Source organism: Exiguobacterium mexicanum, from assembly GCF_005960665.1.
In the GTDB taxonomy this organism is placed as follows: Bacteria; Bacillota; Bacilli; order Exiguobacteriales; family Exiguobacteriaceae; genus Exiguobacterium; species Exiguobacterium mexicanum_A.
Genome location: NZ_CP040676.1, coordinates 1951498 through 1975713 on the forward strand (window position 1 = coordinate 1951498; position 24216 = coordinate 1975713).

At 51.9% G+C, this 24216-nt stretch carries 28 protein-coding genes; 9 read left to right on the top strand and 19 right to left on the bottom strand.

Annotation, left to right across the window (positions count from 1 at the left end):
* Nucleotides 1-14 precede the first annotated feature (14 nt).
* Nucleotides 15-2861, bottom strand: coding sequence for a 2-oxoglutarate dehydrogenase E1 component (locus FED52_RS10425; RefSeq protein ID WP_138859831.1), 2847 nt, complete (start codon nt 2859-2861; stop codon nt 15-17).
* 334 nt (nt 2862-3195) lie between these two features.
* Here FED52_RS10425 and FED52_RS10430 point away from each other — a divergent pair, with 334 nt between their 5' ends.
* The 4 genes from FED52_RS10430 (at nt 3196) to FED52_RS10445 (ending at nt 5763) form a co-directional block, all read left to right on the top strand.
* A complete protein-coding gene (locus FED52_RS10430; RefSeq protein ID WP_138859832.1) occupies nt 3196-4134 on the top strand; it encodes an ABC transporter ATP-binding protein in 939 nt (312 codons plus the stop codon).
* Nucleotides 4112-4849, top strand: a complete 738-nt coding sequence (locus tag FED52_RS10435) for an ABC transporter permease (RefSeq protein ID WP_034776666.1) — start codon at nt 4112-4114, stop codon at nt 4847-4849. The genes FED52_RS10430 and FED52_RS10435 overlap by 23 nt, the downstream gene beginning before the upstream one ends.
* Before the next feature lie 64 nt (nt 4850-4913).
* Nucleotides 4914-5462: a cysteine hydrolase family protein gene (locus FED52_RS10440; protein ID WP_138859833.1), complete on the top strand. Its 549-nt coding sequence runs from the start codon at nt 4914-4916 to the stop codon at nt 5460-5462.
* A gap of 106 nt (nt 5463-5568) precedes the next feature.
* Complete coding sequence (locus tag FED52_RS10445) at nt 5569-5763, top strand: hypothetical protein (RefSeq protein ID WP_138859834.1); 195 nt, start codon at nt 5569-5571, stop codon at nt 5761-5763.
* A gap of 20 nt (nt 5764-5783) precedes the next feature.
* Here FED52_RS10445 and FED52_RS10450 read toward each other — a convergent pair whose 3' ends face one another.
* The 4 genes from FED52_RS10450 to FED52_RS10465 all read right to left on the bottom strand — a co-directional run bounded on the left by FED52_RS10450 (nt 5784) and on the right by FED52_RS10465 (nt 9799).
* Nucleotides 5784-6398: a class I SAM-dependent methyltransferase gene (locus tag FED52_RS10450; RefSeq protein WP_138859835.1), complete on the bottom strand. Its 615-nt coding sequence runs from the start codon at nt 6396-6398 to the stop codon at nt 5784-5786.
* Nucleotides 6399-6501: 103 nt separating this feature from the next.
* Entirely contained in the window at nt 6502-8409 is a 1908-nt protein-coding gene (locus FED52_RS10455) for an LTA synthase family protein (RefSeq protein WP_138859836.1), read from the bottom strand.
* A gap of 196 nt (nt 8410-8605) precedes the next feature.
* The gene (locus FED52_RS10460) at nt 8606-9385 is read right to left on the bottom strand and encodes a sulfite exporter TauE/SafE family protein (RefSeq protein ID WP_138859837.1); all 780 of its coding nucleotides are present in this window, start codon (nt 9383-9385) and stop codon (nt 8606-8608) included.
* A 42-nt stretch (nt 9386-9427) separates the two neighbouring features.
* Nucleotides 9428-9799, bottom strand: coding sequence for a rhodanese-like domain-containing protein (locus FED52_RS10465; RefSeq protein WP_240731251.1), 372 nt, complete (start codon nt 9797-9799; stop codon nt 9428-9430).
* Between the two features lie 113 nt (nt 9800-9912).
* On the opposite strand from FED52_RS10465, the gene FED52_RS10470 reads away from it, so the two are divergent.
* From FED52_RS10470 to FED52_RS10480, 3 genes are all read left to right on the top strand, one after another.
* Nucleotides 9913-10209, top strand: coding sequence for a rhodanese-like domain-containing protein (locus tag FED52_RS10470; RefSeq protein WP_029595926.1), 297 nt, complete (start codon nt 9913-9915; stop codon nt 10207-10209).
* A 67-nt stretch (nt 10210-10276) separates the two neighbouring features.
* Nucleotides 10277-11677: an MBL fold metallo-hydrolase gene (locus FED52_RS10475; protein ID WP_138859838.1), complete on the top strand. Its 1401-nt coding sequence runs from the start codon at nt 10277-10279 to the stop codon at nt 11675-11677.
* Nucleotides 11678-11740: 63 nt separating this feature from the next.
* Nucleotides 11741-12862: a TlpA disulfide reductase family protein gene (locus FED52_RS10480; RefSeq protein ID WP_138859839.1), complete on the top strand. Its 1122-nt coding sequence runs from the start codon at nt 11741-11743 to the stop codon at nt 12860-12862.
* Nucleotides 12863-12884: 22 nt separating this feature from the next.
* Here the strand turns inward: FED52_RS10480 and nfsA are convergent, their stop codons facing one another.
* The 3 genes from nfsA to FED52_RS10495 all read right to left on the bottom strand — a co-directional run bounded on the left by nfsA (nt 12885) and on the right by FED52_RS10495 (nt 15927).
* The gene (gene nfsA, locus FED52_RS10485) at nt 12885-13634 is read right to left on the bottom strand and encodes an oxygen-insensitive NADPH nitroreductase (protein WP_138859840.1); all 750 of its coding nucleotides are present in this window, start codon (nt 13632-13634) and stop codon (nt 12885-12887) included.
* Between the two features lie 133 nt (nt 13635-13767).
* Nucleotides 13768-15237 (bottom strand): catalase, encoded by a 1470-nt coding sequence (locus FED52_RS10490; protein ID WP_138859841.1) that lies wholly within the window; start codon nt 15235-15237, stop codon nt 13768-13770.
* 108 nt (nt 15238-15345) lie between these two features.
* Nucleotides 15346-15927 carry a DUF2238 domain-containing protein gene (locus tag FED52_RS10495; protein ID WP_138859842.1) on the bottom strand — a complete coding sequence of 194 codons (582 nt, stop codon included), beginning with the start codon at nt 15925-15927 and terminating at the stop codon, nt 15346-15348.
* A gap of 154 nt (nt 15928-16081) precedes the next feature.
* Between FED52_RS10495 and FED52_RS10500 the strand changes: the two genes are divergently transcribed.
* Together FED52_RS10500 and FED52_RS10505 are read left to right on the top strand one after the other, a co-directional pair.
* A complete protein-coding gene (locus FED52_RS10500; protein WP_138859843.1) occupies nt 16082-16495 on the top strand; it encodes a VOC family protein in 414 nt (137 codons plus the stop codon).
* A 217-nt stretch (nt 16496-16712) separates the two neighbouring features.
* On the top strand, nt 16713-17261 hold the full coding sequence (locus FED52_RS10505; RefSeq protein WP_138859844.1) for a GrpB family protein: 549 nt from the start codon (nt 16713-16715) through the stop codon (nt 17259-17261).
* A gap of 150 nt (nt 17262-17411) precedes the next feature.
* Here FED52_RS10505 and FED52_RS10510 read toward each other — a convergent pair whose 3' ends face one another.
* From FED52_RS10510 to FED52_RS10560, 11 genes are all read right to left on the bottom strand, one after another.
* On the bottom strand, nt 17412-18137 hold the full coding sequence (locus FED52_RS10510) for a class I SAM-dependent DNA methyltransferase (protein ID WP_138859845.1): 726 nt from the start codon (nt 18135-18137) through the stop codon (nt 17412-17414).
* The gene (gene rsfS, locus FED52_RS10515; RefSeq protein ID WP_034776639.1) at nt 18137-18484 is read right to left on the bottom strand and encodes a ribosome silencing factor; all 348 of its coding nucleotides are present in this window, start codon (nt 18482-18484) and stop codon (nt 18137-18139) included. The genes FED52_RS10510 and rsfS overlap by 1 nt, the downstream gene beginning before the upstream one ends.
* 10 nt (nt 18485-18494) lie before the next feature.
* Nucleotides 18495-19052, bottom strand: coding sequence for a bis(5'-nucleosyl)-tetraphosphatase (symmetrical) YqeK (yqeK, locus tag FED52_RS10520; protein ID WP_138859846.1), 558 nt, complete (start codon nt 19050-19052; stop codon nt 18495-18497).
* A complete protein-coding gene (locus tag FED52_RS10525) occupies nt 19042-19611 on the bottom strand; it encodes a nicotinate-nucleotide adenylyltransferase (protein ID WP_138859847.1) in 570 nt (189 codons plus the stop codon). The genes yqeK and FED52_RS10525 overlap by 11 nt, the downstream gene beginning before the upstream one ends.
* The gene (gene yhbY, locus FED52_RS10530) at nt 19608-19904 is read right to left on the bottom strand and encodes a ribosome assembly RNA-binding protein YhbY (protein WP_034776635.1); all 297 of its coding nucleotides are present in this window, start codon (nt 19902-19904) and stop codon (nt 19608-19610) included. The genes FED52_RS10525 and yhbY overlap by 4 nt, the downstream gene beginning before the upstream one ends.
* A gap of 5 nt (nt 19905-19909) precedes the next feature.
* Nucleotides 19910-20695, bottom strand: a complete 786-nt coding sequence (gene aroE / locus FED52_RS10535; RefSeq protein WP_138859848.1) for a shikimate dehydrogenase — start codon at nt 20693-20695, stop codon at nt 19910-19912.
* Nucleotides 20692-21804 (bottom strand): ribosome biogenesis GTPase YqeH, encoded by a 1113-nt coding sequence (gene yqeH / locus FED52_RS10540; protein ID WP_138860332.1) that lies wholly within the window; start codon nt 21802-21804, stop codon nt 20692-20694. Before yqeH ends, aroE begins: the two co-directional genes overlap by 4 nt.
* A gap of 134 nt (nt 21805-21938) precedes the next feature.
* Nucleotides 21939-22565 carry a YqeG family HAD IIIA-type phosphatase gene (locus tag FED52_RS10545; RefSeq protein WP_034776630.1) on the bottom strand — a complete coding sequence of 209 codons (627 nt, stop codon included), beginning with the start codon at nt 22563-22565 and terminating at the stop codon, nt 21939-21941.
* Between the two features lie 127 nt (nt 22566-22692).
* Nucleotides 22693-23475 carry a phosphatidylserine decarboxylase gene (locus tag FED52_RS10550; RefSeq protein WP_138859849.1) on the bottom strand — a complete coding sequence of 261 codons (783 nt, stop codon included), beginning with the start codon at nt 23473-23475 and terminating at the stop codon, nt 22693-22695.
* Nucleotides 23472-23891, bottom strand: coding sequence for a thioredoxin family protein (locus FED52_RS10555; protein WP_034776627.1), 420 nt, complete (start codon nt 23889-23891; stop codon nt 23472-23474). The genes FED52_RS10550 and FED52_RS10555 overlap by 4 nt, the downstream gene beginning before the upstream one ends.
* A gap of 67 nt (nt 23892-23958) precedes the next feature.
* The gene (locus tag FED52_RS10560; RefSeq protein ID WP_034776626.1) at nt 23959-24153 is read right to left on the bottom strand and encodes a YjzD family protein; all 195 of its coding nucleotides are present in this window, start codon (nt 24151-24153) and stop codon (nt 23959-23961) included.
* Between the last annotated feature and the right edge of the window lie 63 nt (nt 24154-24216).

Here is a 24216-nt window from a genome sequence, read left to right on the forward strand (position 1 = left end):
AGTTCCCCCTTAACTTATTTACGATCTTTTTGGTATGTGCTCGTGCCGGCAGCAGCCGAGACGGCGTCACGTGAGATGGCGTCACGGATGATGCGTGCTTGTTCTTGTTTATGGGCCGTCGGATTTCCTTCGGCCGGACTCGAACGACGGCGGCGGCCGACGTAACGGACGTTCAATCGGTTCGACGTGACCGCTTCAAGACGCGGTTCGATATATGTCCAAGCCCCCATATTTTTTGGTTCTTCTTGGACCCAGACGATCTCTTTTGCGTTCGGATAGCGACTGATCACGTCACGGATTTCACGAACCGGGAACGGATAAATCTCTTCGACGCGGATGATGTGCAAGAAGTCGAGTGACTCCTCTGACTTCATCGTCGCTTCTTGCAAATCGATTGCCATCTTCCCTGAACAGAAGACGAGACGTTCGACTTGCTCCGGATTCTCACCGAGACCAACTTGTTCGATAATCGGACGGAAGTTATTGTCGGACAGTTCATCGACCGATGAGGCTGCAAGCGGATGACGGAGCAGGCTCTTCGGTGTCATGATGATCATCGGACGAACTTGTTCCGTACCGAGCATCTTCGCCTGACGACGCAAGATGTGGAAGTACTGCGCGGCCGTCGACAAATTCGCGACCGTCCAGTTCTTCTCTCCGGCGAGCGTCAAGTAACGCTCCATCCGGGCGCTCGAGTGCTCAGGACCTTGGCCTTCATAGCCGTGCGGCAACAGCATGACGAGACCTGATTTTTGGCCCCACTTGGCGCGACCGGCCGAGATGAACTGGTCGAACATGACTTGCGCCGAGTTGGCGAAGTCGCCGTACTGTGCCTCCCAAAGCACGAGCGTGTCTTGGGCGAACACGTTGTAGCCGTATTCGAACCCGAGCACTGAACCTTCTGAGAGCGGGCTGTTGTGGACCGAGAACGAGGCGTTCGCCGTCGACAAGTGATGGAGCGGCGAGAACTTCTTGCCAGTCTCGACATCGTTCAACATGATGTTACGTTGCGCGAACGTTCCGCGCTCTGAATCTTGCCCGCTCAAGCGGATCGGCGTACCGTCCGAGATGATTGAGGCATAGGCGAGCGTCTCAGCATGGCCCCAGTCGACTTTCCCATTGTCCGCGAACGCGTCACGGCGACGGTCAAGCACTTTTTGAAGTTTATGGAACACGCCGAAGCCTTCCGGCCAGACGAGCAATTCATCGTTCAATTGTTGGAGCACGTCACGTTCCACGCCCGTCTCGACGAACGGGAATCCTTTATGGACCGCTTCCGGCAAGACGATGTCGGCATCTTCTTCTTCGGCCGGGACAAGGTCACGGGCCGACTTGAGACGATCCTCAATCGACTGTTCGATCGTCGCCTTGTCTTCTTTCGACATGACACCTTCCGCTTCGAGCACATCTGCGTAGACGTGACGGACCGATTGGTGTTCTTTGATGGCTTTATAGAGCACCGGGTTCGTGTTCATCGGCTCATCCATCTCGTTATGACCGTAGCGGCGGTAACCGATCAAGTCGACGAGGATGTCTTTATGGAACTTGGCACGATACTCGCTGCACAGTTTGGCGACGGCGACACACGCTTCCGGGTCGTCCGCATTAACGTGGAAGACTGGAATCTCATAGCCTTTGGCGATATCGCTCGCATAACGTGTCGAGCGCGAGTCGCTCGGGTCGGTCGTGAAGCCGATCGTGTTGTTGGCGATGACGTGGACCGTCCCGGCTGTACGATAGCCTTTCAAGTTCGTCATGTTGAGCGTCTCGGCGACGATGCCTTGTCCTGGGAAGGCGGCGTCTCCGTGAATCAAGATCGATGCGGCCTTGTCGTCATGTTGGACTGCCATCCCTTTTTCCGAGCGGTCGTCTTGCGCCGCACGCGTGTACCCTTCGACGACCGAACCGACAAACTCGAGGTGGCTCGGGTTGTTGGCAAGGTTCAAACGGACCTCTTTCTTCTCTTCTAACACTCTGCGGTCGAGACCGAGGTGATATTTCACGTCGCCCGACCATCCGAAGTTGATGCCGATTGACCCTTCCGATGGGATCAACTCTTTGTTCGGAGCGTGCTGGAATTCGGCGAAAATCATTTCGTACGGTTTGCCGAGCACGTGCGCGAGTACGTTCAAGCGTCCGCGGTGGGCCATCCCGATGTTGATATGTTCAGACCCGCTCGAGATGAGGCCGCCGACCATGGCGTCAAGGAGCGGCACCATCGCGTCGAGCCCTTCGATCGAGAAGCGTTTCTGTCCGACGTATGTTTTATGAAGGAACGACTCGAACAACTCTGTCTCGGCTAGACGCTGGAAGAGCTCGATTTTCTCGTTCTTCGAGTACTTCGCTTTCAATGCGCCTTGCTCGATGCGGCGGCGAATCCAACGCTTCTCTTCCATATCGTCCAAGTGGCGGAGCTCGATGGCAACCGTGCCAGTATAGACGTCAAGCAAATGACGAACGAGTTCGAGCGCGTTCGCGCCCGGTTTTGGCACGTCTTCCGACAACAAGTGAGCTGGTACTTGCTCGAGGTCGGCCTCACTCAATCCGTAACGGTCAAATGCAAACAAGCCGTGTTCGCGTGGGTGGTCTTTGAGCGGATAAATATCGGCCGCTTTATGGCCGAGTGCCCGGATATCATTGACCAACCGTGTCGCTGCCACGACTTTCTCTAAATCAAACGATGCAGCCGACGCGACAGGCGCGCTCGCTTCCGGTGCCCCGTGTTCGTCAAAGTATTGACGCGTCTCCGCGTCGACCGATTCTGGGTCTTCAACGTATTGCTCATATAATTCAACGATGTAGCCTAAGTTTGGACCATAAAATGCTTGCACTTGTTCGCGACCGTTCGACGACTCTCCCATTGAATAAATCCCCCTATCCGTTCCTGTGCGTCCGATGTGTGAACGCTTTCATTTTAACATTAAGCACGAAGCAGTTCATCCATCTGATTCGTCCTGCAAAAAGAGCCAAATCTTGCCTCTTTCTCTCCTCTTCATACTACACCTTTCCCTGTGGAAAGACCCTTTCAAATTCACAATTCGTCCATACTATTTCAATAAGTTTTCCTTATCAACTAATTGTGAAATCACCGCTTTGTTTCAACAGTTTCAAAAAAAGGTGAAACCTTGTTTCAATCCAGTCCGTATATAGGGGTGTCCAGTTGGAAAATACTCTAAACGAAAGCAAGGTGACCCTATGTTATCCGTACAAAATGTACACAAGAAAATGGGCCAGACGAACGTCCTGACGAACGTCAGTTTTGACGTCACGCCCGGAGAAATCTTTGGCTTCCTCGGCCCGAACGGCGCCGGGAAGACGACGACGATTCGTATTATCACCGGCCTCATGCCAGCAACACACGGCAAAGTGACCGTCGACGGATTCGACGTCTCGACAGAACGCCAACAAGCGCTCAGTCGCATCGGGGCCATCGTCGAAAACCCGGCTTTCTATCCGTATTTGACGGGCCGCGAGAACCTGATTCACGCGATGAATTTGATTCCTGATCTAAAGAAAGTCGACTTGAACACCCTCGGTGCCCTCGTCGGACTTGAGACAAAGCTCGATATGAAAGTGAAACAATACTCACTCGGGATGAAACAGCGACTCGGCATCGCCCGTGCCCTGCTCCATAACCCGAAAGTATTGATCCTCGACGAGCCGACAAACGGTCTCGACCCAGCAGGCATCGCTGATTTGCGCAACTACTTACGGCATTTAGCCGACCACCGCGGCATCGCCATCCTCATCTCGAGTCACTTATTGAGCGAGATGGAACTGATCACCGACCGGTTCGCCATCATCGATCAAGGACAAATCAAGTCGGTCCAAGGCGGAGACGGTGAGGCTAAGACGGAAAGTGTCATCCTCTGTAAAGTCGGCCGCGAGCAGATGAACGAAGCGCTCGATGTCGTGGCACTCGCTTTTGATGATGTGAAAATCATTCAACAGTCAGCTGAGACGTTCATCGTCCCGCGTCCGGAAACCGATATCCCGCATTTGTTGAAACATCTCGTCGAACGTGACATCGCCGTCTATCAGATCGGGATGAAACACGAGACACTTGAAGAACAGTTCTTGAAATTGACGAAAAAAGAAGGAGGCACGAACAATGCGTTCATTACTAGCCAATGAGTTCATGAAATGGCGACGTACGATCAAACCGCTCGTCGCACTCGGTATGTACACTGGGATCATCGTCTTAACGTACTTCATCGTCCGGAGCGGCAACAACCCAGGTGACGCGGAAACGTTCGTCAACTATGCGACGATGGCGGCGATGACGTTCCTCGGCATCTTCACGATCGTGTTCACCGCTGAGATGATTGGGAACGAGTTGAAATTTGATACGTTGAAGCATTTGCTCATGAGCCCTTACTCGCGCGATCGAATTTTACTGTCGAAACTTGTGGCCGCCCTTCTCATCATGCTCGCCCAGTTCGTGTTCATTCTTGCCGTCACGTACGGTTTTGCGTTGACGCTCGACGGGGAGTTGACGCTCGAGCAGTTCCGCAATGTCCTGCTTAGCGTCTCGAGCGGCGTGTTCGTCATCTTCTTGACGCTCATGTTCTCGGTCGTCTTCAAATCGGTCGGGGTCGTGATCGGCTTCACCGTGCTCGCAAACTTCGTCTCGACGATGATCGGTGGTCTTCTCATCGCGTGGAAACCGGCCATCGCCAAATGGATTGTCTTCCTACACACGGACTTGTCGATCTACTACCAAAGCCCAGGTTTCATGGAGACGATGGACGTGACGATTTGGTTCTCGGCGTTCTACGTCTTGATTCACATCGTCGCCTTCTATATCATCACGGCGTTCATGTTCCGCAGCAAAACGTTTGCTGAATGACGATTAACGTCTGAACGAGTGTGGTACTTCCTATACAGAGACTTCTTTGAATGGAGGGACCACGATGCCAAAGACGGCGTTACTCATCATCGATCTGTTTAACGACTTCGATTTCGTCGGTGGGGACGACCTGTTTCGACATACGGAGCCGATTGTCGACCCGATTTTGAAACTGAAACGTCACTTTAAAGAGAACGACTGGCCGGTCATCTATTGCAACGATAACTTCGGGCAGTGGAAAGACAGCACCGAGGATATCATCCGGCACGTCGAGTCTTCAAAAGGCAGCGCCATCGCCAAGCGGATCGCGCCGGAAGAAAAAGAATACTTCATCATCAAGCCGAGACACTCGACATTTTACGGGACACAGCTCGACATCTTGTTGCGTCAACTTGACGTCACATCGCTCGTCCTGACCGGTGTCGCCTCAGATATCTGTATCCTGTTCTCGGCGAATGACGGCTATATGCGTGAGTATGAGCTTCATGTCCCGCGCGACTGTGTCGCCGCCGAGACGGACAAGCGCAACGACAGCGCCTTGATCGTCATCCACGAGGCGCTTGGCATTCCAATCGATGATGCCGACACATATATAAAAAATACCCAGGTGTGATAAAAGCCTCTGACTGTTGGACACAGAACCCCAACATTTCAGAGGCTTTTTCGTTACGTTTTCAGCTATGCTTGATATATGAAAAAACAATGAAGGATGTGACAATATGTATCTCACAATCGGATTATCGCTACTCGTTTGCTTGATTGCCCTCGTCTTCACCATCATGGTCGGACTCGGGAAAGACAAATCAGACTACAGTCAAAAGAAAAGTTGGTCGATGGTGTCGTGGACGTATATCGTCCTGTTCCCAATCTCCTTCGTGGCGCTCGGCCTGTTATACTATTTCATTACCCGATGACCTCGTTCATCGGGATTTTTTTATTTAACCGCGACGGTGATCCCGATTGGATAATGGCGTGCCCCCCGTTTCGGTTCGACGAGCACACCTCGTTGATAATAAAATTCGGTCGACGTGAATGACGTAAATAATTCCTCAAACTCGGCCTCGGTGAACTGGTGGACATGGAACAGTTCATTCGTCGGTTGCCCGACCCCTTGCCCGAATGGCGTCGATAACACCAAGATGCCCCCTGGCTTCAAGAGTTGCCACACGTTCGCCATGAACGCCTCATAGTCGGTCACGTGTTCGATCGTTTCGAAGCTGACGATGCAGTCGAACGTCCCGAGTTTCTCCGGCAACGTCCGGTCTAACACGTCGCCTACTACATAGGCCACGTTCGGATGGTGATAGCGGCCTTTCGCATAGCGCGTCGCCTCTTTTGACAAGTCGAGCGCGACGACCTCGGTCACGGTCCCTTTCAAGTTCTTGGCGATCAATTGACTGCCGTATCCGCTCCCGCTCGCAAAATCGAGGACACGTCCGTTCATGTATAAGAGGGCGAAATGATAACGGGCGATATGTTCAAGCAACAAGCCGTTCAGCGGGTCCATGCGATCTGGGATGACCCGTTCTCCCGTATAATCTAATGTCATCTCGTTCTCCTTTTCTGATGTGCACTTCTTTCATCTTAGTCTTCCTAAGGCGCGACGACCACAAAAAAAGAGAAAAGACTGTTTCCAATCTTTTCTCTCTTCATTATTGAGCTTGTTTGAAGCGGAGTAAATCTGAATAGATGAGCTGGTCGTTCATCTCGAGGATTTTGTTCGCTTCTGATTCAAGTGGTGTACACGCCTCACCGTCTTCTGCGACTTCGCCAGTCTTGGCGTCATAGCACATCGACTGCGTGAACAGATGGTCTTGCGTCACGACCGTCCCATCACGGAAGATGGCGCGGTCATAATGCTCTTTCGAGAACAAGTCGTTCCCGAATCCGACCTGTTCCGACGTATCGATTCCAAGCAAGTGCTGAATCGTCGGGTTCATGTCGACATGACTTCCGATCGTCTCGTGCACTTCACCTTTGTCTTGTCCCGGCAAATGAATCGCGAACGGGACCGCTTGGAGCTTGGCGACGTCGTATGGCGTCAACTCGTCTTTCCCGAGCAGGTCCGCCATGGCGGTGTTATGGTTCGTCGAGATGCCGTAATGGTCACCGTAGACGACGAAGATCGTGTCATCCCACATGCCGTTCGCCTTTAACTCGTCGATGAACAACCCGAGCGCGTAATCCTGATAGGCGAGCGCCTGCGGGAAGTTGTTGAGCGTCGTCGAGTTCGTCTCAAATTTCGGGACGAGCTCGTGCTTCTCACTCGGCATCGTGTACGGGAAATGGTTCGTCAGCGTGATGAACTTCGCATAGAACGGTTCTGGCAGCTCTTCGAGCATCGGTACCGATTGGCGGAAGAACTCATCATCGAGAAGACCCCACTCCGTCATATCCTCAGGGTTTCCGAGGTCGTAGCTGGCTTCGTCAAAGAACTTGTCGACGCCGATGTTTTGATACATCTGGTCTCGGTTCCAGAACGACTTGTTGTTGGCGTGGAACACGGCCGAGTAGTAGTTGTCATCTTTGATGACTTCTGGTAACGCGTTGTATTCGTTATCGGCGTTCGTGAAGTAGACTCCTCCACGCGAGAGGCCGTAGAGCGAGTTATCGAGTGCGAACTCGGCATCTGACGTCTTCCCTTGGCCGGTCGTATGGTAATAGTTCGGCCAGTAGTGGGACTCTTCGATCAGTTTGTTCAAGTTCGGCGTGATGTACTCGCCGTTCGACGCTTTCATGTTGTGCGTGAAGTTTTGAGCCGACTCGAACGAGACGACGACAACGTTCTTGCCTTTATACTTCCCGAACATCTCCGGGTCCGGCGCCGCATAGTTCTGACGTGTGAAGTTCTCGACTTCATCCAATTCAGATCCGTCTGCAAGCGCTTTTTGGGCCGATGTCTTCGTTTGAAGCATGGCATCGTAGACGTGGAAGTTGAACGTTCCTAAGTTTTTAACCAACAGTTCCCGGTCGAACGAGCGCGTGAGTAACTCTGGACGCTCCGTTTCCGCAAGGACGAGGTTGAACCCGAACATGGCGGCGGCTGCCGTAAATGTGATTAAGACGCGGCGCTGTGACGCTTGGCTCGTCTCTTTCATTTTCCATAGTAGGAACGGGAGCACGACGAGATCACCTAACAAGAGCAAGTCTTTCCATTCGAGAAGCGAGAGGAATGACGACGAGAGCGTCTCCATGTTCGACGATTGGAATAGGACTGGTACGGTCAAGAAATCCGTGAACTCACGGTAATAGGTCGTATCCGCGAACAAGATGAGCGAGGAGACGAGATATAGACTATACAGCGCCCACTTCCTCTTATTTCCCCCGAAGAAGAAGCTGAAGGCGAACAAGAACAACGTGAAGCTGAGCGGGTTAATGATGAGAATGAATGCCTGGACCAGATTCTCGGCCGGCATGTTGAAGAAGAACTGATACGCGATCAGCGACTTCGTCCATAACAGGATGGTGAACATCCAGAACAGACGTTGTGTTTTGAACGAGTCGAGCGCCGCTTGGCGGAATCGGTCCATTCTTCCTTTCGATTGATTCGTGCGATTCATGTAAACACTCCTTATGTGGAATTCAAGTGAAAGGTTCATTTTCTTTTTTAGACGTATGGTCTCTATTTTAACGTTCTTGTGAACCCGATTCAACTAATCGACGTTTACAACTATACATAAACTTAACAATTCCATTGCAGTCTTTACACAAAAAAAGGCTACCAAGTCGCCTCGGTAGCCATTTACATTGATTCGATTAACCGATGATGTCCATCCAAATTTTTACTGTACTCGCTAAAATCAGTAACGCCAAAATCATTTGAAGTGACTTCGTCTTCATGTTCTTGCCGACGTTCGCGCCGAGCGGTGCCGCAATCAAACTCGCGATGATCATGATGACGGCTGGTTCCCACACGATTTGGTCGGTGATGATTTTCCCTGCTGTCGAACCGATTGACGAGATGAACGTGATGGCAAGCGAACTCGCGATCGCCATCTTCGTCGGAATCCGGAGCACGACGAGCATGATTGGCATCAAGATGAACGCTCCTGCTGCCCCGACGATCCCTGCTGCCACCCCGACGATGAACGCCGAGCTCGCTGCAATCACTTTATTGAATGTGACTTGGTCGAGCGGAACATCCTCGACATTCTTTTTCGGTAAGAACATCATGATTGTCGCAATCGTCGCGAGCACGGCATAAACGACGTTAATCAAGTTCTCAGACAAGAGCGTCGAGCCGTAGCCTCCGATGAAACTCCCAATCAAGACGGCGACACCCATATACAAGATGAGCTGTTTGTTCAAATAACCGCCTTTCCGGTATGCGTAAATTCCGCCAATCGTCGCGAAGAAGACTTGAATCGCGCTGATCCCCGATACTTCATGGGCGCTGAACGCCGCGAAGCCGAGGAGCGGTGGAACATACAACAACATCGGATATTTAATAATCGATCCGCCAATTCCGACCATCCCTGAAATGAACGACCCGATAAAGCCGATCAAAAAGATGGTGATGATAAATCCAAATTCCATATCAATTCCTCCAATTCCCTACCCTATATAATAAGTAAGTTTTTATTTTTGTTCCCAGGCAATCATACCGCCCGAGACATCGTAAATTTCAGTGTAGCCACGTTCTTTCAACAGTTGTGCCGCTTGGGCGCTTCGATTTCCGCTCCGGCAGATGACATAGATCGGCTCATCTTTCGGATAAGATAATTCGGTTTCATTTAATGAAGAAAGTGGTGCGTTCACCGCTCCTTCGATATGCCCCCCCTCGTATTCGTCCACTTCTCGGACGTCTAATAAGGTTATTTCTTCGTTTTTCAATCTGTTTTGTAGTGTTTCGACGTCGATTTTTGTAATTCCAGTCTCTTTGGACGTGAAAAGAACGATTCCGATCGTCACCAGCACCAAAATCGATAAAATCAGCATTAATTTCTTCAATTTTCGACCTCCGATTCTTTTTCTTGCATTCATTATACCTCAGGGGGTATATTAAAAACAACGAAAGAAACTCACTTCAAAAATTCTACAATCACAAAGGAGATCAATGACTCATGAAAACCATTTCGACAACTGAACTAGAAACATTGCTTCAATCTGATGAAACACTCAACTTGATTGATGTTCGGGAGACAGACGAATTTGCAGGTGGCCACATCAAGCAAGCGAAAAACGTGCCACTCTCTGAATTCGGAGCGAAAGTCGATGAGCTCGATCGTTCGAAACCGATTCACGTCATCTGTGCAGCAGGCGGACGAAGCATGAACGCTTCGGCTTACCTCGATTCACTCGGCTTCGATGTCATCAACGTCGATGGCGGCATGATGAGCTGGACGGGCGAAACAGTCTAACAATCTTCTATATATATTTCAAAAACGACAATCGTTTACAGTCAACTATTCTTAGGGGGTATTTCACATGTTATTACGTTATTTCTATGATCAAAAATTAGCACAAGCATCTTATATGGTCGGTTGCCAAATGACCGGTGAGGCCGTCGTCATCGACCCGGCCCGTAACATCACACCGTATCTTCAGGAAGCTGAAAAAGAAGGCATGAAGATCGTCGCGACGGCTGAGACTCACATCCACGCCGACTTCGTCTCAGGTTCACTCGAGCTTGCGAAACGTACCGGTTCAACGGCTTATCTATCAGACGAAGGCGACGCGTCATGGAAATATGCATTCGCGAAAGACATCGACTCAAAACTTGTCAAAGATGGCGACACGTTCAAAGTCGGTAACGTCACACTCGAAGTTATGCATACACCAGGTCACACGCCAGAGCATATCTCGTTCTTGCTCTACGACCGAAACCAAACACAACCAATGGGTATCTTCACAGGCGACTTCGTCTTCGTCGGCGATATCGGTCGTCCTGACTTGCTCGAAGAAGCAGCCGGTGTAAAAGGAACGACAGCGATCGGTGCCGAGCAAATGTTCGACTCGCTCAAAAAGTTCAAAGATCTTCCTGACTTCGTTCAAGTTTGGCCGGGCCATGGTGCCGGAAGTGCCTGCGGGAAAGCGCTCGGCGCCATCCCGACATCGACGGTCGGTTACGAGAAAGCGACGAACTGGGCGCTTCAAATGACAGACAAAGACGCGTTCATCAAAGAGTTGACGACGGACCAACCAGAACCGCCGAACTACTTCGCGATGATGAAAAAAGTGAACAAAGAAGGCATCCAAGTCACGAACGAAATCGCTCGTCCAGAAGTCGTCGGTTCGGACCGCCTCGATACGCTCGTCGAGGAAACACAAGTCGTCGATACGCGTAAAGGGGAAGAGTTCGCCAAAGGGCACGTCCCGGGCACAATCAACATCCCTTACAACACGAAGTTCGTCTCATGGGCCGGCTGGCTCGTCAACTTCGACAAAGACATCACGCTCATCGCGAGCGCGGAAGATGTCGATCAAGTACAGACGGACCTCCAATCGATCGGTCTCGACCGTCTCCGCTTCGTTGTCCCAGTCGAAGAACTCGGTCAAGAACTGTTGACGGAAACGTACACGGACGTGACAGCGGAACAAGCGATCGAGTCGGCAGAAAAAGGTGACGTTTTCGTCCTCGATGTCCGGAATGCGACAGAATGGAACGCGAGCCACTACGAGAAAGCCGAGCGCATCTTACTCGGTAAACTGGCACGCGACCATGAAGGTCTCCCGACAGATCAAGCAATCGCCGTTCACTGTGCATCTGGCGTCCGTTCACGGATGGCCGCGAGTGTGCTTCAATCACTCGGCTACAAGGATATCCAAAACATCCTCGGTGGCTATGGCGCGATGAAGACTGTCCTCAATGCAGAACAAATCGGCTAATGCTAACCTACAAACAAAGAAAGCGCCCACTCGTTTGGGCGCTTTTTCTCTAGGAGGGATTGTGTGATTGCGATCGGTCCATTGAACGTTCGACTCGATTTACTGGCTATGATGGCCAGCCTGCTCATTCTCTACATCGGTTTTAAAAAAATCGGCTTATCGGAAAAAAACCGCGATGCCGTCCTCGGGACATGGTTCGCCGGTTTCCTCGCTTGGAAAGGAAGCGCGATCGTCCTCGGTCTCGCGTCGACAGGAAGTTTGGCCTTATCCCTTTATGCGACCGGCGGGACGTGGTCACTTCTCATTGCCGCTGCCGTGATTGTTATTTTTGTATTCCGGCTCACGCCTAGCCTTCGTGGCTATTGGTTGTTCTCGGCCTTGGTCTTTTGGTTTGCGGTGACGCTCGTCGTCCCCAAATATGGGATGCTCCCACTGCTCTCATCTCCGCAACCGCTCCATATCTATATGGCCGGCCTAATCGCCTTGCTGCTCGTCACGACATGGCGCTGGATGCAGAGTCCTACGCTCGGATTGTTACTCTGGACCGTGGTCGGTGCGTTCGCGATTTGGTCGGTCGGGTCGCTTGTGACCGATACATTCGAGTTGTGGTGGCTCATTCCGCTCTTTCTTCTCATCGCCGTCGCCACATATGTAGCACGGCCATCTCAAAAGGCGGTCCAATACGGACTCGGGCTCATCGTCGTGCTCGCCGTCATCAATGCGAGCTTACCGGACGAGACGCCACGGCTCGAGGCCGACTCGTCCCAGACCGGATTGAACATCGGCCAAGTCCCACCGAATTTTGAGTTGAAGCGAACCGATGGGACGCCGTTCAACTTGGAAGATTTACGCGGTGAGCGGGTCGTCGTCAACTTCTGGGCATCGTGGTGCCCTCCGTGCCGGGCCGAGATGCCGGATATGGCCAAGTTTGCCCGAGAACAAGACGATGTGACCATCGTCGCCGTCAATACGACGACGAGTGAACGGGACATCGAGGATGCGCGGACGTTCGTCGCCCCATATGAAGATGCGTTCAAGGTCGTCTATGACGAGGAAGGAATCGTCGGTAACGCCTACCGAATTCAAGCGATGCCGACAACATACGTCCTTGATGAAAATGGGGTCATCATTGCCAAGCAATTCGGCGCGATCGACCACGCCTGGCTCGATGCCGAGACAAACTAAAAACCGCCTCCCGGCGGTTTTTTCATTGCTTCAAATAGCCTTGCGTCTTCAAGAAGTCTTTCACGTCGAGCCGGGTTGGTTTCGACAACATCCGTCCCATTTGTCCGGTCCACGTATCGCTTCGTTGGTTCGACCCGCGGGCCGCGTAGTAGTCATGAATCGTCGCATCATACGCATCGAGTTCTTGTTTCAGTTGCTCGGTGTCGGCGACGTATGTGTTCTCGTGATAAATATGTTCGAGCGGGAGGCGCGGTTTCTGGTCTTCGACGTGCTCCGGGACACCGACGGCAAGTCCGAAGAGCGGCAATACCCGCTCCGGTAAACTGAGTACTTCCTTCACAGCGAACATGTCATTGCGGATTCCGCCGATGTAACAAATGCCGAGGCCCATCGATTCCGCGGCCACGACGGCATTTTGCGAAGCGAGCGCGGCATCAATGACCGCGACGAGCAGCTTCTCGTCCGTCTCGAGCGTCGCATTCACTTCGGCCTCCCGCAGCTCCCCGATCAACTCGTGTCGATACAAATCGGCGCAGAAGACGAAGAAGTGACCGTTGTCGATCACGTATTGCTGGTTACCGGCGATCTCGGCTAGCCTTGCTTTCTTCTCCGGGTCGGTCACCCCGATGATGGAATAGGCTTGGATGAAGCTCGACGTCGAGGCGCGCTGGGCGCTCTCGACGATGAGTCGGATTTGTTCGTCGGTCAACGTCTCGTCCGTGAACGAGCGGACAGAGCGGTGGTTCAGTAGTGTGTCAATGACTTGGTTCATGTAACATCCCCCTTTTTTCTTATCTTGGCATATGGACGGGCTTGGGACAATTTTTGAGATTCGAACCACTTATCCTCCTAAGGTAAAAAAAACAAAAACAGAGATGCAGCTACGCATCTCTGTTGCGGACAAGTTATTCTGTCACTTGACTCAAGAACGGTGTGATATCGACGTTGAGTGCTTCCGAGAGACGCGCGCCGAGGTCGCGGTCGGCCCGATAGAAGTTGCAAATCAAGAGGAGCACCGTGTTCTCGTGGCGAACTTCTTTAATGTGTGCCACCAAGTTGTTCACGAGCGTCGTCTTCTCTTCTTCCGAGTAGCGACGGTACACTTCACCCGCTTGACCGAAGTCGTTCGTCTTCTCGATTTTTTGACGTCCGGCTACGCCTGTGAGCGGTTGTTCCGTCTCGATATAAGCCGCGTCCGGTTTCGGTGCGTCCTCATAGCGGTTTGGTTCATAGTTGACCGGGCTCGTCTGTTGTTTGAACGGCATCGCCCCATCACGCTGATTGTTCGACACTTGTGCGAACGGGCAGTTGATTGGGAGCTGTAAGTAGTTCGCCCCGATGCGGTAACGCTGCGTGTCCGAATACGAGAACAAGCGGCCTTGGAGCATCTTGTCTTCAGACGGTTGAATCCCAGGAACGAGCACACCCGGGTTGAAACCGACCGACTCTGTCTCGGCGAAGAAGTTGTCGACGTTCTTGTTGAGTGTCATCGTACCGACAAGTTGATACGGGATGACGTCTTCGAACCAATCTTTCGTCGCGTCGAGCGGATCGAAGTCAAAGTTGTCCATATCGGCCGGGTCGAGGATTTGGACGTAGAGATCCCACTCCGGGAAGTCGCCTTCCTCGATGGCGTTGAACAAGTCGCGTGTCGCATGGTTGAAGTCTTCGGCCTGCACTTTCGCCGCTTCTTCCATCGACAAGTTTTTAATACCTTGTTTCGGGACCCAACGGAGTTTTATGTACACCGTGTTTCCGTATTCGTTGACCCATTTGAAGGAATGGACCGATGAGCCGCGCATGTGACGGTATGACGCTGGGATCCCCTCGTCACTGAACAAATGGATGAGCATGCTCGTCGATTCCGGCGTGAGCGACATGAAGTCGAAGAAACGGTCTGGGTCTTGCAGGTTCGTCCGCGGGTCCGGTTTGAGTGAGTGGATTACATCCGGGAATTTGATGGCGTCACGGATAAAGAAGACCGGCAAGTTGTTTCCGACGAAGTCGTAGTTCCCTTCTTCCGTGTAAAACTTGACCGAGAATCCACGTGGGTCACGAAGCGTCTCTGGTGAGCCGAGACCATGGATGACGGTCGAGAAGCGAGCAAAGATTGGTGTCTCTTGTCCCTCTTCCTGCAAAAATTTGGCTTTTGTATATCGTTTCATGCTATTTTTAACTTTGAAGACACCGTGGGCTCCGGCGCCGCGGGCATGAACGACCCGTTCCGGTACGCGCTCACGGTCAAAGTGGGCGAGTTTCTCAATTAGCTGATAATCTTCGAGAAGTGTCGGGCCGCGACGACCCGCTGTGATGGAGTTGGCGTTATCCCCGATTGGAACGCCTTGGTTAGTAGTTAGATGACGGTGTTGATCCATTAATATTGCCTCCTCTTAATAATCATTATTACAAGATTAATAATATTAAAAGATAATAATTATTACAAATAAAACGCTCGATGGACTCGAGCGTTTTTGAAATCGCTTTCAATTTTTATGTTTGTTACGTTGTTCTTTCCGGTGAATCTCGGTCACGAGCAAGGCTGCGATAATGCCGCCGAGTGATCCGGCAACGAGATCGACCATCGTGTCGTCATTCCCGTTCCCTTGCATCGTCGTGTTCAACATCAAGTCCGATGTGAATTCATACATTTCCCAAAGTGCCGCCCCGGCCATCGCGAAGACGACGATATAGACGAAGACGAACCGCTTCGGCATCTCGAGTCGGATGTCCTCATCAAGTCGACTTAAGAAATCGAAACCGAGAAACGCCAAGAAGACGCCGCTCAACACGTGAAGAAACGTGTCCCACCAACCGTTCGAATATAAGCCGACAATCGACCCCAAGTACTGCGACGCAAACAAGAATAAGATATAGGCGACTTTCATTTTGGCGTCGAACTCGGTTTTGAACGTCTTCTCGAGGATGAACGGAATCAAACCCGACACGATCCCCGCCCCGGCGACGCTCGCGTCAAACCACTCTCCTTCGATGATCGACGTGACGAGTATGACCGCCATGAACAACACGAACCCGAATTCCAATAGACGTCCTCGTGTCAGTTTCATGTCTGCGCGCCTTCCTTCGTAAGAATGTCTCACCTACCGTATTCCCGTTTCAGCAACCGTTTCAACAATCCCTTCCGAAAATTCGTGCTTTTGTCGGATTCTTCCGTCATCGGTTTGTCTCATACTGAAAGAAACGATTCGAGGAGGAACACTCATGCCGATCAACCCGTATCTCAATTTCAATGGCGACTGTCGCGACGCCGTCCTGTTTTATGCCGACGTCTTCGCCGAGCCCGCCCCGGACATCATGACGTTCGCTGCCCAGCCTGGACCGGACGGTGAACCGGTACCGGACGAGCTGGCCGACCTCGTTCTCCATGCCCGTCTGAGCGTCCACGGCACTTCGCTCATGTTTTCGGACGCGATGCCGGACGGTCCGGTGACGTTCGGACAAAACATCACGCTCGCCGTCGTGACCGACGACCTCGAGGCGATTCGTCGCGAATTCGAGGCCTTGTCAGACGAGGGCCGTGTCCTCATGCCGCTCCAAGAGACGTTCTGGAGCAAGGCGTATGGCATGGTCGAAGATCGGTTCGGTGTCCAATGGCAATTCAGTCACGAGGCTTGACCATGACAAAGACCCCATGCTACTTGCGATGGGGTTTTTCGACTCTTTTTATGATTAGCATTATGACGGGGCCATGAATCAACACTGAATTACTTGTGAACGGAGAAACAAGGCTGTAAGCAACATGAGATAAAAATGATCTGGTTCTCTATATCGCGTTTTAAAATGAGGTTCTGCGTATAAAGTGAAAAAACTTTCAGGGAGATGGGATAAACTCATGAAAGAAGACAAACACGAACACTCAAATATTCCGATTTGGGCTTATGAGACTATTGAAATAGAAGATTCTAATGTGCAGTGGGCACGGTTAGGTCTACAAGAAACAAGAGCGTTGTTCGACTTACTTTCAAAGTTTGACATCAAGGAAGCGGAACACATAGGTAGTACGGCCGTTCCTGGTCTACCCGCAAAACCGATTATAGATGTGATGATTGGGATCGAATCGTTTGAAAAAATCCACGATATTGTTGATACGTTAACGTTGCATGATTGGCAGTATGTACCACCTGAACTAGATGGACAATCCTGGCGGAGATTTTTTGTGAAAGTAAAAAATGATAAGCGAGTTGCCCATTTACACATCATGAAAGTGACAGAAGATCGTTGGGGAAAACAGATTGAGTTTCGAGATAAATTACGAGACAATCCTTCGCTTATAAAAGAGTACGGGCTTCTTAAAAGACATTTAGCAAAAGAATTTCGTAATGACCGAGAAAAGTATACTCAAGCTAAAGCTGCCTTTATAAATCAAGTATTAAACACCTGACTTGGAGGCATGGAAACACGAATTGGGCAAACATGACTGCAGCAATGCTTCACTTCGGGCAGAGCCATCAATAAAAAAATCAGACCGCATGTTGCGATTTGATTCGTTAACAGCTCGAGACCCCATCGCAAATCCGCGATGGGGTCTCGTTTATTTCTGGGCGACAAAAAAGATTCGTTCTGCGTTCGGGCCCGGGGCTTGGTCCGTGAAGTCAGCGGTGACCGATTTCACATGGAAGCCGGCTCCGATGAGCCACTGCATATATTGCCCCAGCTCGTACGTCCGTTGCTCGTGTGTCTCTTCAACACGCTCATACGTGCCATTTTCGAGGGCGACGAAGAACGTCAAATCGTGCACGACCGAGAGCGGTGCTTCGCCTGGGTCGGCGAACCAGATATACGAGCAATCTTCTCCGTTCGAGGCATACGTCTTCTGATTGAAGAGCGTCTGCATCTTGTTCGGCGAATGTACATCGAAGATGAACATGCCACCCGGTTTCAATTGTTCGTACACCGCCTCGAACGTGTCGATGACGTCGGCCTCATCCTCGAGGTAGCAGAGCGAGTCACAAAGGATCGTCACGGCGTCGACCGGGTGTGGCAATTCAAGCTCCCGCATGTCCTGTTGCCAGAGCGGGAGTGTGATGCCTGCCTCGAGCGCCTTCTCTTGGGCGACTTCGAGCATCGACTCGGATAAATCGAGTCCGATCGTCTCGTAATGTTCCGCCAAGCGAATCGTGGCCGAGCCCGTCCCGCATCCGACGTCAGCAAGCGATGCACCGTCTTGGACGTGGCGACGCACGAAGGCGACCCAATCCTCGTACGGGGCATCTTTCATTAACTCATCGTAGACGTAGGCGAACCCTTCGTACGCCATTAGCCGACTTCCACTTCAACGTGTGGCGCATCTGCCCACAATTTTTCAAGGTTGTAGTAGTCGCGGTCATCGCGATGGAAGATGTGGACGACGACGTTTTCGAGGTCAGCGAGCACCCAACGTGCCGAGTCCATGCCTTCGAATTTGTGGAGCGGAAGCTCATGCTCGCCGGCCACGTCTTTGATTTCGCGTGCAATCGCTTGGACTTGCTTCTCTGAGTTACCGTGGCAGATGACGAAATAATCTGCGACCGGTGAGATGCCTTCCATGTCGAGGACGACGATATCTTCGGCACGCTTATCGTCAGCGGCCTTCACGATCAATTCCAATTCTTCTTTTACAGTCATACTGTACCTCCTAGGGTGTTTTCACAAAATGGTTATACGTCTCAATCGTCAGTGGAAAGATTCGCACCGACTTCTTCAATAAATGATCGATTGTCTGACGCAACGTCGCGACGACGGCCGCTTCGAGCGAACGGTCCGCGAGGTCACGCAACGTGTCGACGCCCGGATACGACCGGTTCGGTTCAATCGCGTCCGCGACGAATAAAATCTGGTCGAGGCGTGACATGCCAGGCTCTCCGGTCGTATGGTTCTTAATGGCCGATACAACGGCCGGGTCAAGGTCATACGCCCGGTCTAACAGAATCGCGCCGACCGGTGCATGCAGCAGTTCGTCATCGAACGCAAGCAAGCTCGGGTCAAGGTTTTCCTCGACCACGACTTGGCGCATCATATCGCTATCCAAATATTTCGCATAGTCATGCAACATCGCCGCGAGACGTGCTTGCTCCACATCGGCACCGTATAAACGGGCCAACCGCTCTGCCGTCTCAACGACACCGAGCGTGTGGATATAGCGTTTCTCCGGTAATGTCGCCTCAATCAATGATTGTGCTTCCTCATACGTCATACAAGTTGCGCTCCTTGATATAAGTTTCGACATCGCGTGGGACGAGATATTTGATTGACTTGTCCCGTTTCGCCCGTTCCCGGATATCGGTCGATGAGATCTCGAGTTGCGGCATATCGATTGTGCGCACATCTGCCTGTCTCGGGATGCGATACCGGCTACCCGGACGCGCAACGGCCCCGAACGTGACGAGGGTCACGAGCGTGTCGTAATCGTACCACTTCTCGAGCGACTCGAGCGAGTCCGCCCCAATCAAGAAGAAAAACGTGTCATCTGGGTACATGTCCCGCAACCGTCTCATCGTCTCGACCGTGTAAGACGGTTCGTCGCGTTCAAACTCGATCAAGCTCAGCTTGAAATCGGCTTGGTCCGCGATCGCCCGTCGTGTCATCTCGATCCGATCCTCGGCCGGACTGAACCCCGCCTTGTGAGGCGGGATCGCCGCCGGTAGAAACCAGACCTCGTCGAGGGCGAGCTGTTCACGTGCCTGCTCGGCAATCAACAAATGACCGAGATGCGGCGGGTCGAACGTGCCTCCCATCAGGCCGATGCGGCTCATGGAAGTTTAATTTGGCGATTTTCTTTCTCGGTCGCCTGTTTGTACAAGACGATGACTTTTCCGATCACTTGAACGACTTCGGCTTTCGTGCCCTCAGCCAATTCACCGGCTACATCTTTCGGCGTATCGGCACAGTTTTGGAGCACTTGAACTTTCAAGAGCTCACGTTTTTCGAGCGCGTCGCTGATGTCTTTGCACATCGCTTCGCTGACTCCATTTTTCCCGACCTGGTAAATCGGTGAAAGGTGGTGTGCTTCAGCACGTAAAAAGCGTTTTTGTTTACCTGATAACATACTATTTATTCCTCCAATAAGCTTTCAATTAACTTCATTCCGACAAGTTGATCCGGTCTCACACCTGTCCAATATTCAAACGCCAAAGCACCTTGTCCGACGAACATGGCAGTTCCGTTGACGATTTTCGCGTCATTTTTGGCGGCTTCCTTTAAAAACGGTGTGACGAGTGGACGATATATGATATCACAAACGACGGTGTTTTGTCGTAAACCTTTTAATGATCGAGGCGAATGGATACCATCCATCCCCACCGAAGTCGTCTGGATGATCACGTCATAGCATGAGGGATCAACGTCGGTGAGCGCCTGCGCTTCAATGCCGAACGCCTCCGCGAGACGCTCCGCTCGTTCCATCGTTCGGTTCGTGATCGTGACGGCTCGGGTCGGCAAGGCGCTGATGATCCCGCGCGCTGCCCCGCCTGCCCCGATAACGAGCACACGTCCCGTCCAATCGGTATGACGGTCGAGTGCGGTGACTAGACCCACACCGTCCGTATTCGTCCCAATCAGCTTTCCGTCCCGTTTATAGACGGTGTTGACGGCACCAGCGGCTTCAGCCGCCTGATCAAGTTCGTCGAGATACGGGATGACCGCCTCTTTGTACGGAATCGTGACGTTAAAGCCGTCCCAGACGCCGTCCCGCATCGCTTGAAACAAGTCCCCGAGCTCGTCCGGGGCGACGTCGAGTGCTTCATAGCGCCCGAAAAGCCCAGACGCGCTCAGCCACTGCTCGTGCAGGACGGGAGAGAGCGAATGAGCAATCGGGTGACCGAGGACGGCCAGTCTCATACGAGCGCCTCACGCAATGTGACGGCCACTCCTTTTGGTGCCCATGCGGCGATGCGTCCACCTTTTCCGTGAATCGCAACCCAACCGAGTCCGCTGAAGACGATGTCGGTCTTGACGCCGTCACGGAGACTGAACTCGTGACGCACGAGCGGAGGCAACATTTGTAATGTCTTCTCGTTCGGCGGGTTGAGCATCTTACCGATATGGTTTTCGTATAGTTCATCTGCTTTGTCGAGCTTCGTCCGGTGTGTCTTCAACTCGTTTGACATGTAGACAACGAATGAGCGCTTGTTGCCTTCCATGTAGTCGAGACGGGCGAGTCCACCGAAGAAGAGCGTCTGTTGCGGGTTCAACTGGAACACGTGCGGCTTGATCTCTTTTTTCGGGGTGATCGTTTTCAAATCTTTCGCATCGACGTAATGCGCCATTTGGTGACGATTGATAATCCCTGGCGTGTCATAAAGGTTCGCATCATCATCGAGCGGGATATCGATCAAGTCGAGCGTCGTTCCCGGGAAATGACTGACCGTGATGATGGCCTCGTCCTCTGCCCCGAAACGTTTGATGACTTGGTTGATGAGCGTCGACTTCCCGACGTTCGTACAACCGACGACATAGACGTCCTTGCCTTTCCGATAATATTCGATCTTTTCGGCAAGCTCGTCGATCCCGTGACCTTTTTTCGCACTGATCAAATGGACGTCAATCGGTTCCAAACCGAGCTCTTTCGCTTCGGCCTTCATCCAGTTAGACATCCGGTTCGGGTTAACCGATTTCGGCAACAAGTCGACCTTGTTCCCGACCAAAAGGACGGGGTTCTTGCCGACCGAGCGTTGGAGCCCCGGCAACCAGCTACCGTTGAAGTCGAAGATGTCGACGATTTTGATAACGAGCGCTTCTTTCGCGCTGATGCCGTTTAAGATACGCAAGAAGTCGTCATCTGTCAGTTCGACGTCTTGAATTTGATTGTAGTGCTTCAATTTGAAGCAGCGTTGGCAAATGACGATCTCGCGATCGAGTGCCGATTTTGGTGCATAACCGACACCGGTCGGGTCTTCCGTTTGAATGGCGACGCCGCAACCGGCGCAATAACGTTTTGTTTCTTCCATAATGTTGTCTGCTGTCATTTGAGTTGCCTCTTCTTCATTCACCGTAGCGCCTCGCCGCTACTCCTGAAGCGTTAATTCCGACGCCTTACGCGCCGTACATGGACAGCCTCCTTCTTCCTGTGCGTTCGAGGTCCTTATTCATCTTTTTTATGTGAATCTTCGGAACGAGAGTGCATCGCTTCACCGATTTTCTCAGCGACCGCCACTTTGGCGCGCTTCGCATCGACAGCGATTTCCTCAACTTTTTTCGTGATCAACACGTACTTCCCGCGACGTTTCATATGGGCGAACACGACTTTTTCAAGCATGCGATTGAACTTGGTGACGAGTCCGTCCGTCTTGACGACCGGTTGCACGTGGATGACGTGAATCCCGGCCATATTGGCGCCGAGCACGTCCGTGAACAATTGATCGCCTAAGAAGATGGCTTCTTTCGTCGAGTATCCATATTTTGCGAGCGCCTGTTTGAATCCAGACGGCAACGGCTTTTTCGCACGCGCCACATAGTGAAGGCCGAGCGGTTCCGTGAACGTACGTACGCGGTTCTCGTTGTTATTCGAGACGACGATGACATCGAGTCCGTGTGATTTCACTTTTTCAAGCCATAGCAAAAGAAGCTCCGGTGCGTGCGGGACGTCCCAGGCCACGAGTGTATTATCAAGGTCCGTCAAAATGACGCGAACCCCACGGTCTTTCAATTCTTCAAGGTCGATGTCAAAAACTGACGCGACGAACTGTTTCGGATAAAGTCGATTAAACACGTTTAAATTCCTCCAATTAGCTAAAGCGATTCAACTACTATACATGTAGTGATATCCCTTCTATGGTAAACGAAAACCGACCAAACGACTAGTGTATCGTTCGGTCGGCCTGAAAAAGTTTTTAAAATCAATCGTTTTGTATCGTCCCGATGACTTCTCCGAGTCGCACCGGACCGATTTTGGCTGGGTCGATCGTGACGCGGTCTTTCTCAAAACAAAGGATGACGGTCGAACCGAACGAGAAGTATCCGACCTCGTCGCCTTTGGCAGCGCGGTCGCCGTCGAGCGTCCATTCGATCGTGTTGACGTTTAAGGCGCCGACCATGATATGTTCGTACAACCCGGCCGCCGTTTCAAAGCGTGTGACGCGGCGATAGTTTCGTGAGAGCGGACGAACCGTCTCCGTCAACCCGATGTCATTCACCGGTGCCGAACGGTCACCGAGTTCATAATGACTGAGCACCCGCCCGGCGAGCGGGACATGGACGCGGTGATAGTCGCGTGGACTCAAGTAGAGGACACAGACCGTACCGCCGGCGTAACGTCTTGCTTCTTGTTGCGATCCGAGCAGTTCGGCGAGCGTGTACGACTGACCCTTGACCTCGAAGCGGCTGTCGTCCGTAATATCGGCCACGATGGACAGTTTGCCGTCGCATGGTGAGACGACCGAGTTCGGACTTGCATCGATTAGCCGGACCCCTTCTTTCAAGTGCCGTGTGAAAAAGGCGTGCAGGCTCGGATAAGCCTCGATCGGCTCCGCCGCTTCATCAAGATTGATTTGATACGTTTTCGCAAACGAAGGGATGAAGGACCGGCTCGCTGACGATTCAGCGAAGGCACGGAGTCGTTTGGCAATGACCGGGGTCGCGTTCAACTCAAACAAAGTCTGATACAAGCGGCTTTTGATCACTGTGCGCCCTCCTCGTTTTTAAAGAACGTCTCGTATTGTTGTTCAGAGACGGCACCTTCCACACGACCGACTTCCTTTCCATCTTGGAAACGAATCATTGTCGGTGTTCCGTTGATGCCGTAAGTCGTCCAGACGTTGTGGTCGGCCAAGTTGATCGACACGGCGTCATATTCTTCGATGAGTGGCTCGACGTACGGTTTGACTTGCTCACAGTATTCGCAACCAGTCTGCCAGAAGTAGACGACGACTTCCTCTTCTTCTGAAATCTTCGTCTCAAGCTCGTCCGGTGTGACAGCGTTGACGCCTGTCTCCTCGTTCGCATTGTTCAAGAAGAACAAGAGAGCGATCCCGACGATGATGATGACACCGATGATGGCGAACGTGATGAAGTTCGCCCGTTTGGCACTGTTTTTCATATTCGACTCCTCCTAAATAATATAAAAAGAACTGACTCGGATATGAGCCAGCTTGGTTGTAGACGTCTTACTTCTCTTGTGCGACGTCGCTAATCCCCATATCTTGGTTAAGCGTGTCCAAGAGTACAATAAAGATCGTGATGACGACGCCAAAGAATGTCGCGAGCATCGCGTTGAACGACACGCCATCGACAGCAGAAATGATAAAGATTGCTGTATTCGAAAGCAAGATCGCCCAGAACAATGTGACTAAGTAACGCATCGATAGTCCCCTCCATCTCACAGATGATTCATGAAAAATTCATACGACCTTAGTATAGCATTG

What these genes read in the sequence shown, in the direction of transcription:
- FED52_RS10440 (WP_138859833.1), top strand. Translation starts at nt 4,914, where the DNA reads ATGCCAAAGACGGCGTTACTCATCATCGATCTGTTTAACGACTTCGAT.
- FED52_RS10445 (WP_138859834.1), top strand. Translation starts at nt 5,569, where the DNA reads ATGTATCTCACAATCGGATTATCGCTACTCGTTTGCTTGATTGCCCTC.
- FED52_RS10560 (WP_034776626.1), bottom strand. Translation starts at nt 24,153, where the DNA reads ATGCGTTACTTAGTCACATTGTTCTGGGCGATCTTGCTTTCGAATACA.
- FED52_RS10425 (WP_138859831.1), bottom strand. Translation starts at nt 2,861, where the DNA reads ATGGGAGAGTCGTCGAACGGTCGCGAACAAGTGCAAGCATTTTATGGT.
- FED52_RS10510 (WP_138859845.1), bottom strand. Translation starts at nt 18,137, where the DNA reads ATGGCGTACGAAGGGTTCGCCTACGTCTACGATGAGTTAATGAAAGAT.
- yqeK (WP_138859846.1), bottom strand. Translation starts at nt 19,052, where the DNA reads ATGACGTATGAGGAAGCACAATCATTGATTGAGGCGACATTACCGGAG.
- FED52_RS10450 (WP_138859835.1), bottom strand. Translation starts at nt 6,398, where the DNA reads ATGACATTAGATTATACGGGAGAACGGGTCATCCCAGATCGCATGGAC.
- FED52_RS10555 (WP_034776627.1), bottom strand. Translation starts at nt 23,891, where the DNA reads ATGAAAAACAGTGCCAAACGGGCGAACTTCATCACGTTCGCCATCATC.
- FED52_RS10525 (WP_138859847.1), bottom strand. Translation starts at nt 19,611, where the DNA reads ATGAGCCGCATCGGCCTGATGGGAGGCACGTTCGACCCGCCGCATCTC.
- FED52_RS10455 (WP_138859836.1), bottom strand. Translation starts at nt 8,409, where the DNA reads ATGAATCGCACGAATCAATCGAAAGGAAGAATGGACCGATTCCGCCAA.
- FED52_RS10475 (WP_138859838.1), top strand. Translation starts at nt 10,277, where the DNA reads ATGTTATTACGTTATTTCTATGATCAAAAATTAGCACAAGCATCTTAT.
- FED52_RS10490 (WP_138859841.1), bottom strand. Translation starts at nt 15,237, where the DNA reads ATGGATCAACACCGTCATCTAACTACTAACCAAGGCGTTCCAATCGGG.
- rsfS (WP_034776639.1), bottom strand. Translation starts at nt 18,484, where the DNA reads ATGACTGTAAAAGAAGAATTGGAATTGATCGTGAAGGCCGCTGACGAT.
- FED52_RS10505 (WP_138859844.1), top strand. Translation starts at nt 16,713, where the DNA reads ATGAAAGAAGACAAACACGAACACTCAAATATTCCGATTTGGGCTTAT.
- FED52_RS10495 (WP_138859842.1), bottom strand. Translation starts at nt 15,927, where the DNA reads ATGAAACTGACACGAGGACGTCTATTGGAATTCGGGTTCGTGTTGTTC.
- FED52_RS10470 (WP_029595926.1), top strand. Translation starts at nt 9,913, where the DNA reads ATGAAAACCATTTCGACAACTGAACTAGAAACATTGCTTCAATCTGAT.
- yhbY (WP_034776635.1), bottom strand. Translation starts at nt 19,904, where the DNA reads ATGTTATCAGGTAAACAAAAACGCTTTTTACGTGCTGAAGCACACCAC.
- yqeH (WP_138860332.1), bottom strand. Translation starts at nt 21,804, where the DNA reads ATGGAAGAAACAAAACGTTATTGCGCCGGTTGCGGCGTCGCCATTCAA.
- nfsA (WP_138859840.1), bottom strand. Translation starts at nt 13,634, where the DNA reads ATGAACCAAGTCATTGACACACTACTGAACCACCGCTCTGTCCGCTCG.
- FED52_RS10500 (WP_138859843.1), top strand. Translation starts at nt 16,082, where the DNA reads ATGCCGATCAACCCGTATCTCAATTTCAATGGCGACTGTCGCGACGCC.
- FED52_RS10435 (WP_034776666.1), top strand. Translation starts at nt 4,112, where the DNA reads ATGCGTTCATTACTAGCCAATGAGTTCATGAAATGGCGACGTACGATC.
- FED52_RS10460 (WP_138859837.1), bottom strand. Translation starts at nt 9,385, where the DNA reads ATGGAATTTGGATTTATCATCACCATCTTTTTGATCGGCTTTATCGGG.
- aroE (WP_138859848.1), bottom strand. Translation starts at nt 20,695, where the DNA reads ATGAGACTGGCCGTCCTCGGTCACCCGATTGCTCATTCGCTCTCTCCC.
- FED52_RS10430 (WP_138859832.1), top strand. Translation starts at nt 3,196, where the DNA reads ATGTTATCCGTACAAAATGTACACAAGAAAATGGGCCAGACGAACGTC.